The sequence below is a fragment of the Xylanibacter ruminicola 23 genome (assembly GCF_000025925.1).
Taxonomy (GTDB): domain Bacteria; phylum Bacteroidota; class Bacteroidia; order Bacteroidales; family Bacteroidaceae; genus Prevotella; species Prevotella ruminicola.
This window is the reverse complement of the sequence record NC_014033.1, coordinates 2,165,779-2,184,808: the sequence shown is the minus strand read 5'-3', so window position 1 is coordinate 2,184,808 and position 19,030 is coordinate 2,165,779. Positions and strand designations below refer to the sequence as shown.

14 protein-coding genes are annotated in these 19,030 nt (G+C 50.6%); 9 read left to right on the top strand and 5 right to left on the bottom strand.

The annotated features are described in order from the left end of the window. Positions 1-52: 52 nt before the first annotated feature. The 5 genes from PRU_RS09365 to PRU_RS09345 are packed head-to-tail and all read right to left on the bottom strand — an operon-like array spanning position 53 to position 6,408. Positions 53-505 carry a YqaA family protein gene (locus tag PRU_RS09365; protein ID WP_013064215.1) on the bottom strand — a complete coding sequence of 151 codons (453 nt, stop codon included), beginning with the start codon at positions 503-505 and terminating at the stop codon, positions 53-55. Then, entirely contained in the window at positions 481-1,422 is a 942-nt protein-coding gene (locus tag PRU_RS09360; protein ID WP_013064817.1) for a hypothetical protein, read from the bottom strand. Before PRU_RS09360 ends, PRU_RS09365 begins: the two co-directional genes overlap by 25 nt. Positions 1,423-1,442: 20 nt before the next feature. Beyond that, entirely contained in the window at positions 1,443-2,729 is a 1,287-nt protein-coding gene (gene purD, locus PRU_RS09355) for a phosphoribosylamine--glycine ligase (RefSeq protein WP_013063155.1), read from the bottom strand. 36 nt (positions 2,730-2,765) lie between these two features. Then, entirely contained in the window at positions 2,766-4,919 is a 2,154-nt protein-coding gene (locus PRU_RS09350; protein WP_041386771.1) for a S9 family peptidase, read from the bottom strand. Then, positions 4,909-6,408, bottom strand: a complete 1,500-nt coding sequence (locus PRU_RS09345) for a THUMP domain-containing class I SAM-dependent RNA methyltransferase (RefSeq protein ID WP_013065162.1) — start codon at positions 6,406-6,408, stop codon at positions 4,909-4,911. The genes PRU_RS09350 and PRU_RS09345 overlap by 11 nt, the downstream gene beginning before the upstream one ends. Before the next feature lie 259 nt (positions 6,409-6,667). Here PRU_RS09345 and PRU_RS09340 point away from each other — a divergent pair, with 259 nt between their 5' ends. The 9 genes from PRU_RS09340 (at position 6,668) to PRU_RS09300 (ending at position 19,025) form a co-directional block, all read left to right on the top strand. Continuing rightward, positions 6,668-7,822, top strand: a complete 1,155-nt coding sequence (locus PRU_RS09340) for a sensor histidine kinase (RefSeq protein WP_013063465.1) — start codon at positions 6,668-6,670, stop codon at positions 7,820-7,822. 169 nt (positions 7,823-7,991) lie between these two features. Beyond that, complete coding sequence (locus tag PRU_RS09335; RefSeq protein WP_049769129.1) at positions 7,992-8,696, top strand: head GIN domain-containing protein; 705 nt, start codon at positions 7,992-7,994, stop codon at positions 8,694-8,696. 121 nt (positions 8,697-8,817) lie between these two features. Then, the gene (locus tag PRU_RS09330) at positions 8,818-9,534 is read left to right on the top strand and encodes a sugar phosphate nucleotidyltransferase (RefSeq protein ID WP_013064142.1); all 717 of its coding nucleotides are present in this window, start codon (positions 8,818-8,820) and stop codon (positions 9,532-9,534) included. A 24-nt stretch (positions 9,535-9,558) separates the two neighbouring features. After that, a complete protein-coding gene (locus PRU_RS09325; protein ID WP_041386046.1) occupies positions 9,559-10,344 on the top strand; it encodes an ATP-grasp domain-containing protein in 786 nt (261 codons plus the stop codon). A gap of 23 nt (positions 10,345-10,367) precedes the next feature. Continuing rightward, a complete protein-coding gene (locus PRU_RS09320; RefSeq protein WP_013065537.1) occupies positions 10,368-11,267 on the top strand; it encodes a CDP-alcohol phosphatidyltransferase family protein in 900 nt (299 codons plus the stop codon). Positions 11,268-11,306: 39 nt separating this feature from the next. Further along, positions 11,307-12,014, top strand: coding sequence for an HAD family hydrolase (locus PRU_RS09315; protein WP_013063505.1), 708 nt, complete (start codon positions 11,307-11,309; stop codon positions 12,012-12,014). Beyond that, positions 11,998-14,646: a DUF5686 and carboxypeptidase-like regulatory domain-containing protein gene (locus PRU_RS09310; protein ID WP_013064794.1), complete on the top strand. Its 2,649-nt coding sequence runs from the start codon at positions 11,998-12,000 to the stop codon at positions 14,644-14,646. Before PRU_RS09315 ends, PRU_RS09310 begins: the two co-directional genes overlap by 17 nt. A gap of 238 nt (positions 14,647-14,884) precedes the next feature. Beyond that, on the top strand, positions 14,885-15,904 hold the full coding sequence (locus PRU_RS09305; protein WP_013065421.1) for a LacI family DNA-binding transcriptional regulator: 1,020 nt from the start codon (positions 14,885-14,887) through the stop codon (positions 15,902-15,904). A gap of 22 nt (positions 15,905-15,926) precedes the next feature. Continuing rightward, on the top strand, positions 15,927-19,025 hold the full coding sequence (locus PRU_RS09300; protein WP_013065184.1) for a ligand-binding sensor domain-containing protein: 3,099 nt from the start codon (positions 15,927-15,929) through the stop codon (positions 19,023-19,025). Positions 19,026-19,030 lie beyond the last annotated feature (5 nt).

Genomic DNA, 19,030 nt, shown 5'->3' with positions numbered 1-19,030 from the left:
GCAAAGGTAATAAATATAATTGATAATTTACAATTGATAATTGAGAATTAACTTACATAAACAATCCTGCACCATAGATTAATACCACATAACGGAATAATTTGCCTAGGGTAATGGCTATGAACGTAATCACCACGTTCGATCGCATCAGTCCCAAAGCGATGGTGATGGCACTGCCTAACACAGGCAGAAAGGCAAAGAACCCCATCCATGCACCATGACCTGCCAGAAAGCGGTGGGCTTTGTCAAGGTCTTCTTTCTTTACATGCAGGTATTTCTCTATCCATTCTATCTTACCCATACGTCCCACACCGTAGTTGAACACGCTGCCCAGCACGTTGCCGATGGTACCGTATATCATCAGGCTCCATGGGTCAAGTCCTGTGGCCATCAGTCCCACCATCACAGCCTCGCTCGAGAATGGAAAGAAACTGCCAGCCAGGAAGGCAGCCAACAGCATGCCCCAGTAGCCGTATTGGGTTAGAAAGCTGATGATGAAATCCATAGGTTCATGCCTGTTAGGAATAGGATTGTGGCCATGGTTACGATAAAGAACAGGTTGCTCAGTCGGCTATTGGTAAGCGTAAAGAAGTGGGCCACGATGGGCGACACCACGATGGTGAGCATACCAATAAACGTGTCGTACTGCTGAGGCTGCACAGCCATCAGTAGCAGGGTGTAGATGGTGAGCATCATCATACTGTTGTATATCTGGCGCACACGTATCTTATCCTTGTAACTGTTCATCCAGAAGTGGATGGTACCCACGATAAACAGCACTACCAACAAAGCCAGATACGCCCACTGCTGAGTGTTTACAGCGCTATAGTCGGTGCTCCACTGTACCTCGGTAAAGCGGTTCAGATTGTCGAAAGCCATCTCAGGCTGGTATCTGTAGATGTAGAGTCGCCAACCGGTATAGAGCCAGTAGGGTGTAACAAGTCCGATGAGTGCTGCGAAAAAGGTTCGCCAGCTCAACGAGTAGATGGTGGTGGCCATCAGCAACAGGAAGATGGGCACATACAACAGGAAGTGCGGTTCCAACAGACTCACAATGCTGATGAGCATATATAGGTAGAACGTGCGTCCCACGCTTTTCTGGTCCTGATAGCACGAGCACAGCAGCAACAAGCCTATTACCATGCTGAGCACCTGCACCGTACCTAGGATGGATCCGAACATCCAGGTGGCCGAACAAGCCAACAGAATATAAAATACCGAAACCGAGCGACTGTAGATACGTATCAGCATGTTGATGTTGTTCAGGTGAATCATGGCATATACCGATGCAAAGAAACACAGGAACTGGAACCACCAACCCTGATGTACCAACCCCGCCAAAAGCCAGATGCCGACACCATACAGGATGGTAATCGGCAACGTGCGACGGCTCTCAGCTATTTTATTCTGAAATCTTTTCACTATTCACTTTTCACTATTCACTACAAGTCCGCTCCGATGTCACGACGGAAATATTTGTCAGTAAACTGAATCTTCTGTGCCTCCTCGAACGACTTCTGCAGGGCCTCGGCCTTGTCCTTACCATATGATGATACGGCAATCACGCGTCCGCCATTGGTCACTACTTCGCCATCCTTCAGGGCTGTACCAGCGTGGAATACAATGCTGCCCTCCACATCCTCGATGCCTGTGATGGGGTAGCCCTTCTTGTATTCCTGTGGATAACCACCCGATACCAGCATCACGCACACGGCTGCACGCTCATCAAAGGCGATGGCACGCTGGTCGAGGTTCCCCTCGGCCACACCCTCAAACAGGTCAACCAGGTCGCTCTTCAGGCGCAGCATCACGCTCTCAGTCTCTGGGTCGCCCATACGGCAGTTATACTCAATCACGTATGGCTCAGCCTCCTTGCTAGGGGTGTTGGTGCGGTTAATCAGTCCGAAGAAGATAAAGCCCTTGTAGTCGATGCCATCAGCTGCCAGACCCTCTACGGTTGGACGGATAATGCGATCCTCTACCTTCTGCATCCACTCCTTAGTGGCAAAAGGCACGGGGCTCACGCTACCCATACCACCGGTGTTCAAACCAGTATCGTGCTCGCCAATACGCTTGTAGTCCTTGGCCTCGGGCAGAATTTTGTAGTTCTTACCGTCTGTCAGCACGAATACCGAGCACTCGATACCACTCATGAACTCCTCGATCACCACGCGACTCGAAGCATTACCGAACATACCGCCCAGCATCTCCTTCAGCTCTTTCTTAGCCTCGTCGAGTGTAGGCAGAATCAGCACACCCTTACCAGCGCACAGACCATCAGCCTTCAGCACATAGGGGGCTTCGAGTGTCTCCAGGAATTTCAGTCCCTCTTCCAGGTGTTCGCCATCAAAGGTCTGATAGCGGGCTGTGGGGATGTGGTGACGCTCCATAAAGGCCTTGGCAAAATCCTTCGATCCTTCGAGCACGGCACCTGCCTTTGAGGGACCGATCACTGGTACGTTCTTGGTACGCTCATCAGCCTTCAGGTCGTCGTAGATACCCTTTACCAATGGATCCTCAGGACCTACCACTACCATCTGAATGCCCTTTTCAACTACGAACTGCTTGATGGCCTCAAAGTCGTCGGCCTTCATGTTTACGTTTTCTCCGCAGTTGCTGGTTCCGGCATTACCTGGGGCAATGTAAAGCTTTTCGCATTTATCACTCTGAGCAATTTTCCAAGCTAAGGCGTGCTCACGTCCGCCACTTCCTAACAGTAAGATTTTCATATTTGACGATTTGACTATTTACGATTTGACAATTTGTTATTTCAAGTAATCCTCAAAATATTGGGTGATGCGCTCGTGCAGGTGCACTGAGGCATGACCACGCATGTTATGCTCCTCGCCTGGGTAGGCAAAGAAGTCGGGCTGTGTGCCGGCCTTGATGCAGGCATCCAGGAAACTCAGGCAGTGCTGTGGCACCACGGTGTTATCGTTATAACCCGTGATAATCTGCAGTTTGCCCTTCAGGTTCTTGGCCTTGCTGATCAGACTGCTCTTGGCATAACCCTCGGGGTTATCCTGTGGGGTACCCATATAGCGCTCGCCATACATCACCTCATACCATTTCCAGTCAATCACCGGACCGCCTGCTACACCTACCTTAAACACGTCGGGGTAGTTGGTCATCAGACTGATGGTCATGAATCCACCAAAGCTCCAGCCGTGTACACCCAGTCGGTTTGTATCCACGTATGACTGCTGCTTCAGAAACTCCACACCCTTCATCTGGTCCTGCATCTCTACCTGTCCTAACTGATGCCAGGTAGCCTGCTCAAAGTCACGTCCGCGATTCTCCGAGCCACGGTTGTCGATAATAAAGCAGATGTAGCCCTTCTGTGCCATGTAGGTCTCCCACGATCTGCTGGCCCAGTGCCACGAGGCGTCTACGTTGTGGGCGTGAGGTCCGCCATACACATACACCACAGTGGGGTATTTCTTATTGGGGTCAAAGTCGTGTGGCTTCACCATTCTATAATATAAATCGGTAGTGCCATCAGCGGCCTTGATGCTACCGTTCTCATAGATGGGCTGCTCGAAGGCTGCCCAGGGGTCAGCGGCTTTCAATAAGGTGATGGGTGATGGGTGGTGGGTGCTGGTTACTTCAATATTATTAGGAACGGTGGGTTCCTGATATTTGTTGAACAACAGGGCACCTGTTGCCGACAGCTCACCACGATGCACGCCCTTACCGTTATCCAGCAGGGTGCGCTTGCCAGTGCTGATGTTTACAGCCCAGAGGTTACGCTGCAGGGGGCTCAACTCGTTCGAGGCGATAATCACTGCTTTGTCCTTCAGGTTAAAGCCTAACACCTCCATCACTACCCATTTGCCACTGGTAATCTGCTTCAGCTGCTTACCGCTCTTATCCATCAGGTACAGGTGGTTGTAGCCATCCTTCTGACTCTGCATCACGAATTTGCTGGCATCCCAAGGCAGGAACTCGATGGGGTGCTGTGGCTCCACATATTTCTCCGATGTCTCACGATACAACTCGGCTATCTTGGCGCCTGTGTTGGCATCGTACGATACCAATCGGCAGTCGTTCTGCTTGCGGTTCAGCTCCAGCATATACACCGTTTGGGCATCGGGAGCCCAACTGATGTTGGTGAAATAACGGTCGGTTGGGTCACCAGCCTGCAGATATACGGTCTTACCACTCTTCACGTCAAACACACCCACGGTCACCTTATGACTGGTCATACCAGCCATGGGGTACTTGTCGGGCTCGTAACTGGCGTTACGTGGGAAGATATCTACCTGTGGGTAGTCGGTTACCATGCTCTGGTCCATGCGATAGAAAGCCAGCTTGCTACCATCAGGGCTCCAGAAGGTACCCTTGTCGATACCGAATTCATTACGATGCACACTCTGACCGTACACAATCTCTCGGCTGCCGTCTGTGCTCAGCTGGTGCTTCTTACCGGCACCATCCACCACATACAGCTGGTGGTTCTCCACATAGGCTGTGGCACGCGAGGTGGCGTTCCAGTCGTAGGCCTGCTGTCCGGCTATGCTGTCCTGCCAGATAATCTGCTTGGCCTTGAAGTCGAGCAGTATCACCGCCTTCCTGTTACCCAACTTCACGATAGGTTTGTTGGGGTAGGGGAATGTGGCGTTCATCAGGTGGCGCACGTACTTGGTATCATCACTGCCTGCCCACTTGTTGATGTCGTCGAGTGTAAACAGCAGGGTTTTCTTACCTGTCTTGGTGTTGATGGTGTAGCAGGCCTCTACATCCTGCTGTATCAGCTGCTCGCCCCACCATGTCAGCCACATGTTCTGTGGACGCAGGTTGGCATAGTTGTTACCGCCGAAGTTCAGGTCTTCGAGTGTAAACAGTTTCTTATCCTGAGCGCTCATGGTTGTGGCAGTCATCATCATGGCCAGTGCGGCCACCATCAGTTTAATCTTCATCATCGTCAAATCTCCTCTTCTTTCCAAAGTCCTTGCCTTTGCTAAAGTCGCGCTTGCCGCCACGCTTAAAGTCCTTATGGTCCTTGCCCTTACCAAACTCCTTGCGGTCGCCTTTGCTAAACTCCTTACGCTCTTTGCGGTCCTTACCACTGCGGTCAAAGCTCTCATGTCCGCCGCGGTTTCTACCCAGATCGTGCTTGTGGAAAGTAAAGTTCAGAATATCGGCCTCCTCGTTCTCCTCTTTCTCTTCCAGGCGCTTCTTAAACTCGCGCTCCTTCTTAAAGCGGTGCTTCTCGGCCATCTGGCGCTTCTCCTCTTCGGTCTTCACCACGCCACCTTCCGAGCGGAAGTCCTTCAGCTTACCGTCAAACATCTGGTACTTACGGAACTCGCACTCCAGACTGCCGTTGTAAAGGGGAATCTTGATGCTGGGCTTCAAACCAATCTGGTCGAAGCACTCCTCGCGGTAGCTCAGTATCCAGGCGTCGTTGCCCTTGAACTGGTGCTTCAGTCGCTCACCAATCATCTTGTAGGTACCCAACAGGTCGGGCGTCGAGATACGCTCACCATAAGGTGGGTTCGATATCATGATGCTCTTGTTGGCAGGTTGTGTAAAGTTCTTGAAGTCCTGCTGCTCTACGGTGATGATATCGCTCAGTCCGGCTGCCTTCACATTCATGCGGGCGGTGTTCACAGCCTTCATGTCGATGTCGTAGCCGTAAATCTTGTGGTTAAACTCACGCTCCTGACTCTCGTCGTTGTAAATCTCATCAAACAGGTCGGCATCAAAGTCAGGCCACTTCTCAAAGGCAAACTCCTTGCGGAACAATCCTGGTGCCATGTTCTTGGCTATCAGGGCAGCCTCAATCAGCAGGGTACCGCTACCACACATGGGGTCGATAAAATCAGTATCGGCCTGCCATCCGCTCAGCAGAATCATACCAGCTGCCAGCACCTCGTTCAGTGGTGCCTCTACACTCTCCTGGCGGTAGCCACGACGATGCAGACTCTCACCGCTCGAGTCGAGACTCAGCGTACATTTGTCTTCAGCAATGTGCATGTTCAGTCGGATGTCAGGGTTGGCCACCGATATATTGGGGCGCTTGCCCGTCTTCTCGCGGAATTGGTCAACAATCGCATCCTTTACTTTATACGAAACAAACTTTGAGTGACGGAATTCTTCAGAGAAGACTACCGAGTCAACCGTAAAGGTCTTGTCGGTACCCAGATATTCAGTCCAGTCAATCTTCTTGATCTCTTCGTACACATCGTCTGCGCTCTTAGCTCTAAAATGGCGTATTGGCTTCAGAATTCTGATAGCCGTGTGCAACTGAAAGTTGGCACGATACATCATTTCCTTATCACCCGTAAACGAAACCATTCGTCTACCGATTTCAACATCGTTAGCCCCCATTTGGGTCAGCTCTTTCGCCAGTACAGGTTCCAGTCCCATAAACGTTTTGGCGATCAATTCAAACTTTTGCTCCATTTCTAATAGTTTACAGCGTGCAAAGGTAATGAAAGTTCGCCCAAAAATGCGCTTTTTTACTGTTAATCTAACAAAAAATCTTCGTTTTTTATAAAAAACGGCCAAAAAATGCTCGTTTTCCAAATAATTTCCTTACTTTTGCCACATTAATTCAAAACCCAAGATGTATAATTTGCTACTATACACGCAATCGGAAAGTCCGTACCTCGTTCCGGCCCTTTGGTTGGGCGGTGCGTTGTTGTTCTTGTGGCTGTTCATCATGATTTTTGTTCAGCGTCGCGCTGGTCGTAAGCTCCAGACCGAGTTGGTCGAGCTCGAAAAGGTGCGCCAGAACAATGTCGAGTCCGAGTTTGTGCTCAAGGCCATGAAGCTCAGTACGTGGCATATCGATGTGCCTACCAAGATGCTTTATGTAGATGCCGATTTCCGTGATAACAAAGGTGGCTTGGTGGGTCCGCCCGAATTCCCTATCGAAGATCTCACCAATGTCATCGATAGGGCCGATGCCCAGCGTGTGTGGATGGCCATCGATAAAATCTGTACCGGTGCCTCGCCTTCTTATCACGAGGTGTATCGTGTAAAACTGGGTAAGGGTGCCCTGTACTATTGGGAGGAGAGTTATGGTACCATTGCTGCCCGCGATGTGGATGGCAATCCTACCCGTATCGTAGGAACCTCTATGCGTATCGATGCGCAGAAGCAGATGGAGGCCGACCTGATTGCTGCCCGTAACAAGGCCGAGGAGAGCGACCGCTTGAAGACCGCTTTCCTGGCAAACATGGGTCACGAAATCCGTACGCCGCTCAATGCCATTGTAGGTTTTGCCGACTTGCTGCCGGTAGTTGAGAGCGAGGAGGATCGTAACCAACTCATCTCCGAAATCCAGAAAAATAACTATAAGCTGCTTAATATTATCGATGGACTGGTCAGCATGTCGAAGGTCGAGGCCGAGGCCAAGAGTCTGGTCAAGTCGCAGACCAATATCGTGCCTGTGCTGCAGGAGATTGCCGATTACTACCGCACCATGGTAGATGGCAGCACCGTGGTTCTGGCCACCCAGTTCCCTTATCCCGAGATTCTGATGAACACCGATATCACCAAGTTCAAGGAGATTGTCAACAACCTCATGCAGAATGCCGTCAAGTTCACCGCACAGGGTTCTATCACCTTGGGCTTCGACTTGCAGCAAGGCGACAAGCTCCTGCTGTGGGTGCTCGATACAGGTAAGGGTATTGCCGAGGAGCATCAGGAGCGCATCTTCGAACGTTTCTTCAAGGTCGATGAGTATGTGCCTGGCACTGGCTTAGGCCTGTCGGTAGCCAAGAGTCATGTCGAGAGCTTAGGTGGTAGCATTGGTGTCGATTCTGTGCTTGATAATGGCTCGCGTTTCTGGGTCGAGCTGCCATTAAGCTAAAAAAAAGTTTCGCCCCCTTGCAACTTTTCTGCTGTTTACTCCGTCTAACAGTCAGAGAAAGTTAATTTAATGTTTCATGTTAAATCTTTAATGTTTAATGAAAATAAAGTATTTATTTTTCGTTTTCATTGCGTTTCTGCTGACTTCTTGCAGCTGCAGTCGCGAAAATATGTCGTTTAAGTTTGGTGATTTCGGTCCAAAGGTTACCGAGAGTCGTTCATTACGTGGTTTCGAGGGAATCGAGGTGTATGGCTCACCCACTGTTTACTACCAGCAGGCCGACTCGTTCTCGGTCAAGGTCAAAGGTCCTAAGGATATTGTTGATAACATCATCACTGAAGTGTCTGATGGCAAACTCACCATCCGCAATCGTGGTAAGATAGGCATGTTCAACATCAATTTCGGTGGCGATTACACGCTGGCTGTGTACGTTACTTCACCCGATCTCGTATCTGTTTCCTTGGCTGGCTCAGGTGATTTTATCAGCGAGAGAACCGTGGATACCGATAATATCACCATCAACTTAAAGGGCTCTGGCGACATCCAGTTCTCGTCTTTGCTGTGCGATCGCTGCAATCTCGAGGTAGTAGGCTCAGGCGATGCCTCTATCCGCAACCTCGATACCCGCGAGACTGATGTGACATTGATTGGCTCGGGTGATATCAACCTGCGCCAGCAGAATGCCGCCTCTACCCGTATCACCCTGCGTGGCTCTGGTGATGTGAATGTAGAGTTTGCAAAAGGCTGTGGCTCAGTCGATGCCCAGCTCATGGGCTCGGGTGATATCGACCTCCGAGGCACTGTTCAATCCATGAACAAACATAAAAGTGGCTCAGGCGACATCGATACCGATAATCTCAAGGTGGGGCGTTAAAACCCCACCTTTTTTTATGGTTTTATAGTAAATAAAACCTAAATATATAGCCAAAGTTTTCGTAATTCGGTAAAAATGCGTACCTTTGCCGCCGAAAACTAGTAATTTTTGACGATTCAGGATGAAATATGCAATTATAGCTGCTGGCGAGGGATCGCGATTGGCACAAGAAGGCGTACAGGCGCCAAAGCCCCTGGTAGAAGTGGGTGGCGAACATCTGATCGACCGTTTGATACGTGTGTTTATGGCCAATGGCGCCAGCGAAATATGTGTGATTTGTAATGAACAGATGACGGCTGTGGCTGCGCATCTGAAGGAGATAGCAGAGGCAAAGCAAGTGCCCCTGAAGTTTATCGTGAAGAGTACCCCCAGCTCTATGCACAGTGCCTGGGAACTGAGTCAGTGGCTCACCGACGAGCCCTTTGTGCTCACCACCGTAGATACCATCTTCCGTGAAAAAGAGTTTGCTACCTATGCCAAGACTTTTGAGTTGCTGGCACAGACAGGCGAGGTGGATGGCTTGATGGGCGTTACCGATTATATCGACGACGAGAAACCTCTGTATGTGGGTACCAACGATGCCCTGCAGATAACAGGCTTCTTCGATACCTGTGAGCTGCCTAAGTATATCAGTGGTGGCATCTATGGCTTAACACCTAAGGCCATCCCTGTATTGCAGCGTTGTATCGAGCGTGGCGAGAGTCGTATGCGCAACTTCCAGCGTGCCCTGGTGGCCGATGGCTTGCTGCTCAAGGCTTACCCCTTCTCAAAGGTGCTGGATATCGACCATGCGAGCGACATCGAAAAGGCAGAAACCTTTTTGGACATTAAACATTAAACATTAAAGATTAAACATTTAGAATTGAAGATACTATTGGTACAGCAGGCGGAGGTGTTCTCACCTAATTCGGTTGAGAAAGACAAGGCGATACTCGAGGCAGTAGGCGCTAAGCTTTGTGCGGCTGGTTACGAGGTAGAGATGGTGAGCGAGGAGCAGCCGTTTAATCCTGCCGGTTACCACCGTATTTTTACGATGGGACGCCTGCCACTGACACTCGACAAACTGCGCGATTTCCCTGCCATCAATTCCTCTACAGGCATTGCAAACTGCGCGCGCTGCCAGTTAGAGGCGCTCATGCAACAGATTGGCACGCCTATGCCACCACGCCAGGGGGCTCATGGCTACTGGCTGAAGCGTGGCGATGCGGCTGCACAGGATAAGAGCGATGTGCAGTTTGCGGCTAATCAGACCGAGCTGAACGAGAAGATAGCTGCCTTCCAGCAGCGTGGCATCACGGCCTATACCGTCAGTGCCCACGTGCCTGGCGATCTGGTTAAGTTCTATGGTGTGGCTGGTACGGGCTTCTTCCGCTATTACTATCCCACAGATGATGGCGACACCAAGTTCAACGACGAACTGCGTAATGGTACCGCCCGTCATTATCCCTTTGTGGTAGAGGCGCTGCAGGCCGATGCCGAGAAGCTGGCACAGGCTGTAGGCATCAGCGTATATGGTGGCGACTGCATCATCCGCGAGGATGGCAGCTACTGTGTCATTGATTTCAACGACTGGCCCAGCTTTTCGCGCTGCCGACAAGATGCGGCAAGTGCGATTGCCGCACTAATTGACAATTGTAAAATAGTATAATAGTAAAATAGTCAAATAATATAATGGCAACATTTAAGGAATTACTGAAATTATCATTTAAATCGGAGGATACTGAAGAGTGGTTGGACGTGCATTTCACACGTCCTATAGGACTGGTATTTGCATTGTTGTGGAACAAACTGGATATCCACCCCAATGTCATTACCATTGTATCGATATTCTTAGGCGTGGGCGCTGGTTGGATGTTTCATTACACCGACCTGCTGCATAACATCTATGGTGTACTGTTGCTGATGTTCGCTAACTTCTGCGACTCTACCGACGGTCAGATGGCACGTATCACTGGTAAGAAAACCCTGATTGGTCGTATGCTCGATGGTTTCTCGGGCGATTTGTGGTTCACCTCTATCTATTTGGGTATTGTGGCCCGCTTGTGGTATCAGACCATTCCTGGCACCGATATCGAGTGGCGCTTCTGGGGCTTCCTGCTGTGTGCCGCTGCTGGTATCGGTCTGCATGCCAAGCAGAGCTCTCTGGCCGACTACTACCGTCAGATCCACCTCTTCTTCCTGTTGGGTAAGGATGGTAGCGAGTTGGATAACTATAAGCAGCAGCGTGCGCACTACGAGTCGTTGCCTAAGAGCGATGTGCTCTCGCGCGTGTTCTTTTATAATTATGCCAACTACTGTAAGAGTCAGGAGCAGCGCACACCTAACTTCCAGAAGTTCTTTGCCGCTTGGAAGCAGCAGCCTTCTGAGGCTATTCGTGAGCGCCTGTTAGCAGGTAGTCGTCCTTTGATGAAGTACACCAACCTGCTCACGTTCAATGCACGTGCCATCACCATCTATGTCACCTGTCTGCTCAATTGCCCTTGGGTATATCCCCTGGTAGAGATTACCGTCTTCCAGGCCATGTATATGTACATGCACCACAAGCACGAGGCCCTCTGTGCTAAATTATAATTTTTACATTTTTACATTTTATATTTTTTACATTTTTAAATGCTCAAGGGTTATATATTTGATTACGGTGGGACCTTGGATACCGGTGGACAGCACTGGGGAAAGGTAATTTGGCATGCTTACGAGCGCCAGCAGATGCCTGTGAGCGAGGAGGCTTTTCGCGATGCCTATGTGCATGCCGAGCGCACATTGGGTAAGAATCCTATCATCCAGCCCGATTTTACGTTCTACAAAACGATAGAAACCAAAATCCGCATCCAGCTGGAGTTCTTAAAGGAACAGAACTATGTTTCTTCTGTCTCTTCTTATCTAAAACCTCTCACAGACAGCTTGTACGAGGCAACTGTGAAAGAGACTGCCAAAAGTCGCGAGGTGTTGCTGCAACTCAAACAGCAGTACCCCATGGTGCTGGTCAGCAATTTCTATGGTAACATCGCCACCGTGCTCAAGGAGTTTAAGTTGGATGGCATTTTCGATACCATCATCGAGAGCGCCGTGGTAGGCGTTCGCAAGCCCGACCCACAGATTTTTACTTTGGGCGTTGAGGCCCTGGGCATGCAGCCTGATGAAGTGGTGGTAGTTGGCGATAGTATGGATAAAGACATCATCCCAGCCGGTAAGGCGGGATGTCACACTGTATGGTTCAAAGGCGAAGGTTGGACTAACGATCCCGTTGATGAGTCCCCCGCCGGGAAAGTAATAACAGACTTAACACAGATTTTAGAAAATAATGAAGAGAAATATTGATTGGAAAACACAGTGGATACTGAGGGTGATAGTGATACTATTCACTATGCACTGTTCACTATTCACTGCATATGCGCAGCACACCATCAGCGGACAGATTGTGGATGCCAAGACCGGCGAGCCCATCCCCTTTGCCAGTGCCCAGTACCTGGGTCATGGGGTAGGAGTGGCTTCTGATATCGATGGCAACTTTTCGATTGTCCGTCATAATGGCTGGCAACTCACCTTTACGTCGGTAGGCTACGTATCCCACACGGTACAGATTAACTCGGGTATCAAGAACGTCATCAAGATTGCGCTCAAGACCGATAATAAGATGTTGAAAGAGGTCACCATCAAAACCAAGCGTGGTCGCTACAGTCGTAAGAACAACCCGGCTGTTGAGATGATGCGTAAGGTGATAGCTGCCAAGAAGCAGACCGATCTCGACAACCGCGATTATTATCAGTACAACAAGTACCAGAAGATTACACTGGCACTCAATGATTTCAAGCCCGAGGTGCTCGATTCGCCCAAGTATAAGAAGAAACAGTGGCTTATCGACCAGATTGAGGCATGCCCATATAACAACAAACTCATCCTGCCCATCAGCGTGGATGAGACGGTTTCGCAGAAGATCTATCGCAAGAAGCCACACGACGAGAAGATCATCATCAAGGGTATCAACACCCAGGGTATCAACGACCTGTTCCAGACGGGTGATATCCTGAACACCATCATGAAGGATGTGTTCACCGATGTGAACATCTACGACGATCAGATACGTATGTTGCAGTACCCCTTCACCTCGCCTATCGGCAAGGATGCCATTGGCTTCTACCGCTATTATATCGAGGACACGCTCATGGTTGACAAGGACCTGTGCTACCATCTGCACTTCCTGCCCAACAACCAGCAGGACTTTGGCTTCCGTGGCGACCTGTATATCCTGGCCGACAGCAGTTGGCAGGTGAAGCGCTGCGAGATGACCATCCCTAAGAAGAGCGATGTAAACTTCGTGGAGAACATGCAGGTGGTGCAGGAGTTCACGCAGTTGCCCGATGGCGACTGGGTGCTGAGCGTGGATGATATGTTTACCGAACTCAAGCTGGCCAACTTTCTGCAGAAGTTTGCTGTCATCCGTAACACCCGTATCAACGATTACGCCTTCGACGAACTGCCCAAACAGCTGTTTAAGGGTACGAAGAAAGAGGTGAAGGATGTGAACGCCATGATGCGTAGCGATGAGTTCTGGAACCAGTATCGCCAGGTAGAGTTGACCAAGGCTGAGAGTCAGATGGATCAGTTTGTCAATGGCATGCAGAATGTCAAGGGCTTTAAGTGGGTACTGTTCGGTTTGAAGGCTCTGGTCGAGAACTTTGTGGAGACAGGTACCAAGAAGCACCCCAGCAAGGTGGATATCGGTCCTATCAACACCATGATTACCAAGAATATCATCGATGGTATTCGTACGCGTATCTCTGCCCAGAGCACCGCTAACCTCGATTCCAACCTGTTCTTCCGTGGCTACGTGGCCCGTGGTTGGAACTCTAAGAAGTGGTATTACAAGGGCGATGTCATCTGGTCGTTCAATAAGAAGGAGTACCTGCCCCGCGAGTTCCCGCAGCGCACGCTCACCTTCTCATCTACCTACGATGTGATGTCGCCATCCGATAAGTTCATGCACACCGATAAGGATAATGTGTTTACCGCCTTTAAGTGGAGCAAGGTAGATAAGATGATGTTCTACAACCGCCAGTCGGTCACCTTCGAACGCGAGGAGGACTGGGGCTTCCGTACCACACTCTCCATGAAACTCGAGGAGAACGAGGCTGCTGGTGGTCTGTACTTCATCCCCATGTCGTACAGCAGTGATCGTTCCACCTGGACCAACTGGAGCAATCCCATTCCCACAGGTGCTGATGCCTCTGCTTATACACCCAGTCAGAAGATCCGCACCACGGAGCTCCGTGCAGAGTTGCGTTTTGCTCCTGGCGAGACCTTTATCAACACCAAGCAGCGCCGCCTGCCTATCAACCTCGATGCCCCTGTGTTTACCGTCAGTCATACCCTGGGCTTGAAGGATGTGCTGGGCGGTCAGTATAGCTACAACTATACCGAGGGCTCTATCTATAAGCGCTTCTGGCTCAAGTCGTGGGGAAAGATGGACTTCAATATCAAAGGTGGTATCCAGTGGGAGAAGGTGCCTTTCCCCTTGCTCATTATGCCTGAGACCAACCTCTCGTATATCGTGCAGGACTACACCTTCGAGGCCATCAACAACATGGAGTTCCCAACCGACCGATTCCTGTCGGGACAGGTCAACTGGGATATGAACGGTAAGATTCTCAACCGCATCCCCCTGTTGCGTAAGCTCAAGTGGCGTGAGTGGATTGGCTTCCGTGTACTGTGGGGCGAACTCAGTGATAAGAACAATCCCTACAAGGATCACAACATCGGCAATCCTATCCTCATGTATTTCCCCGAGGGTAGCTATGTCATCGATCCCAAGCGCCCCTATATGGAGCTCAGCTTAGGTTTGCACAATATCTTCAAGATTATTCATGTAGAGTATGTACGCCGATTAAACTACAACGAGCTGCCCACCGCCCACAAGCATGGCGTGCGTTTCATGGTGCGAGCCACGTTCTAAAAACGGTTTAAAACACGTATAAAAATAAAAAGCAAGAGTGTCATCCCGACAGTCTTGCTTTTCCATTTTCTAACTAACTTATTATCAACTATTCATTACTCATTTCTGATTTTGCTGGTGCAAAGGTACGAAGAAAAATACTCGAAATCAATACATTAACGCAAAAAATCACACGTAAACGTTTGCGATTTTCAAAAAAATGTGTACCTTTGCAACGTCACATGATACGAATGTAGAAATGGTAACAAATAAACGTAGAACCTCACTCAAGGATATCGCTCAGGAATTGGGCGTCAGTATAGCTACTGTCAGTCGTGCCTTGCGTAGCTCGCCCGAGATTGGTGCGGCCATGCAGGAGAAGGTGAAGGAGCTGGCGCGTAAGATGAATTACCGTCCCAACCCCTTTGCGCAGAGTTTACGTAAAGAGGCACCAAGAGTCATCGGTGTGGTAGTGCCTAACCTGGTTACGCACTACTATTCGGCTGTGCTCGATGGTATCGAGGACGAGGCCCGCAAGGCCGGTTACTCGGTCATCAGCGCCAACACCCACGAGGATAGCGAGCTCGAGGTAAAAGCCATCGATAACTTCATCAACCTGCATGTCGAGGGCATCATTGCCTGTCTGGCACAGGATACACGCGACTACAGTCACTTCGAGGAGATCTACAACATGCAGATACCCATGGTGTTCTTCGGGCGCACCTGTTTGTCGGATAAATTCTCGTGTGTCACCGCCAATGGCGACATTGCTGCCCAGCAGGCCACCCAGCACCTCATCGATACCGGTAGCAAGCGCATCGCCTTTATCGGCGGTCCTAACCACCTGGATATGGTGGTGCGCCGTAAGCATGGCTATTTAGAGGCTCTGCGCGAGAACCGTATCCCCATCGAGCGCGACCTGGTGGTATGCGAAAAGATTGATTTCGACTGGGCCCTGGAGGCGGCTACCCGTCTGTTGCAGATGCCCAACCGTCCTGATGCCATTTTGGCCTTCAACGATATCATCACGTTTGCAGCTTTTACAGCTATCAAGCAGCTGGGCCTGCGTATCCCCGACGATGTGGCGCTCATTGGTTTTACCGACGATGTGCATGCGGGCTATGTCACCCCACGCCTCTCGGCCATTGTCGATCAGAGCTACGAGATGGGTACCGAGACCTGCAAACTGCTGTTGAAGAATATCAATGGCGACAGCCATATCTACAAGAAGATTGTGCCGCAGAAGCTGGTCATCCGCGAAACATCGGCTAAGAAATAAAAATCCTTTTGATAGTATATATATGAAACGTCTACTTACCTATATCCTCTGTCTGTTCTGCCTCACAGCAAGTGCGGCAACAGCCGTCATCCCCGACATGAAGTTCCGTCGTATGGATGCCCGCGACGGTCTGTCAAACTCACAGATCAACTACCTGTTCCAGGATTCGCGTGGCTTTATCTGGATTGGCACCTCGTACGGCTTGAACCGTTACGATGGCTACCGTTTCCGCATCTATTACTCCAATGCCACCGATACCACCTCGCTGCGTAACAACCTGGTGGACCAGATCTGGGAGGATGCCGACGGTATGCTGTGGCTCAAGCAGGGCATGAACTACAGTCTGTTCAACCCCTTTACCGAGCAGGTAAATCGCAACCCTAAATCAGTGTTGTCGCAATGGGGTATCAAAGGTAATATCGACCGTTTCTTTGTCGATTCGCAAAAGCGTTTCTGGGTGAAGACCTACGACGAGGGCCTGTATTGCTATAACCCGCGTAAAAAGAGCTATAAGCTCATCAAATATGGCTACGAGCAGAACGAGATACCCAAGGAGTACAACTTCTCTAACTTTGCCGAGTGGAACGATAAGCTGCTGGTCACCTCTACCGATGGCGACCTGATGATTATCGATGGCGAGAAGGGCGAGATTATCCAGCGCGACGACTTTATGAAGCTGAATGGCGGACAGTCGAGTCAGGCTTATAACTGCTATGTGGATAAGCATAGCAACTACTGGGTGCTGAACGTGGGCCATGTGTTTGTGTACGACCAGAAGGATAAGAAATGGTATGCTCATCTCAACGATTATCTGGCACAGTATGGTGTACCCCCGCTTCCTGCCGGTCTCGAGGTGTGGGATGTGTGCATGGACCAGCGCGGTTGGATGTGGCTGGCTACCGACCACATGGGTATCTTTGTCATCGACATGAAGCGTGGTGAGGTCAAGAACTTCGTCCATAACAAGTACGACGCCACCTCTATCAGCGAGAACACTGCGAAAAAGTTGATGCTCGACCGCTCGGGCAACATGTGGATTGGCTGTTATCGTAATGGCCTGAACCAGTATATCGAAAAGTTGTTGGGCTTCAACACCTTAGAGGTGGGCGACGTGAACACCACCTGTGTGGATGCTGCCGGCAACTGGTGGTTTGGTACCGACAACCGTGGTATCATCAAATACCTGCCTGCCACTGGCGAGATCGAGGTGTACGATAAGGCGCGCTGCGGCTTTGCCAGCGATGTGATGGTATCAAGCTATGGTGCCAAGGATGGCTCGGTATGGTTCGGAACCTATAATGGTGGACTCATTCACCTTTCCAACGGACAGGCCAGGAACTACACCATGGCGAATACCAGCGGAAAATTGATCAATAACAACATCTGGTCGGTTACCGAGGATAAGTGGGGCGACATCTGGATGGGTACCCTGGGTAGTGGCGTGCAGCGCCTCTCTACCAAAACAGGTCAGTTCCGCACCATCAACTCACATAACTCTACCATGCCCGAGGACTTTATGACCACAGCCACCTGGAATGCCAAGGGCTGGCTCATGGTGGGTCACTCACAATACTACTCGCTCATCAACCCCGTGAGTGGTAAGGTGGCCAACATGAAGATTCCTACCGTCGAAGGTCAGCAGGCTGCCATGCCTTCTTCTACCTGTGTCTTCGAGGATAGTCGTGGTCTGGTATGGCAGGGCTCAACCTCAGGCTGCTGCATTGTGGATTGGAAGAACAATACGCAGACCTTGCTGGATATGAACAGCGGACTGATTGGTTCGAGCGTGGTGGGTATTGCCGAGGATAAGCAGCACACCATGTGGGTGGTTACCGAGTATGGCGTATCCAACGTGGTAGCTAAGAAAGACGACCAGGGCCAATGGACCTTCAATGTGCGCAGCTTCAGCACCAAGGATGGTCTGCAGCAGGGCCCTTACAACCAGCGTTCTATCTGCATCACCCAGGACGGTCTGGTGCTGGTAGGTGGTGTGAATGGCGTGGATGTCATCAACCCCAAGCTGGTTACCAATATCGACAACAACGAAACACCTATCTTCAGCGGTCTGAAGCTCTTCGGACAGCAGTTGGGTATAGGCGAGGCCTACGATGGTCGCGTCATCCTCGAGGAGGACCTCAACGTCAGCAAGGAACTCATCCTGCGCCACTACGAGAATCAGTTCACCATCCAGTTGGCCACCGACAAGGGCGAGATGCACAACGAGTCGCGCTTCGTCTATCAGCTCGAGGGCTTCAGTGATAAGTGGATTAAGACCGAGGAGAACGATCCTAACATTACCTATATGTCGTTGCACCATGGCGACTATATCCTGCATGTGCGCATGCTCAATGCCGATGGCACCATGGGCGAGAACGAGGCTATCCTGAAGATTACCATCACCCCGCCGCTGTTGCGTAACCGTTGGATTATGGTCATCTTCCTGGGGCTGGTACTCTTAGGTGTGTTCATCTGGCGTAGGTTCTTCCTCAAGCGTCAGGCCGAGAAGACCGAGCGCGACTACCTGCGCATGGAGGTGATGAAGAAACAGTGGATGGCCGAGATGCGTGCCGAGCTGCAACAGCAGCAGGAGAACGATCAGAAGGCTCAGGCCGAGGAACTCTACAACGAGGCATGGAGCATCGAGGAAACGGTGAAGAAACCTCACGACCTGCAGCACTTCATGAAAGAGCAGTGCGCCCAGTTCAAGGCACCGCTTGGAAAACATGTCAAGTTCTCGTTCTTCCCATTGGCCAACGACCTCACCGTCGATTTCGACCGCGAGCAGATGGCACAGGCCGTACAGATGCTGCTCAACAGCTGTGCCCTGTTCTCACCAACCGACTGCCGCATCAAGGTGTTTGTCGATAAAACCTCTACCTCCGGCTCTATCCGTATCTCGGATAATGGCGTGGGTATCCCCGAGGGTGGCGAGGAGACCATCTTCGATCCCATGGTGAGCGACGACGACTCGGGCATCAGTCTGTTCTTCGTCAAGGCCATTGTCGAGATGCATGGTGGTACCATCACTGCCGAGAACAACCCCAGTGGCGGTTCTATCTTCACCATCACCCTGCCCGTAGAGCAACTGCCCGAAGAAGCGGTGATGCTTGATGATGATTAAACATT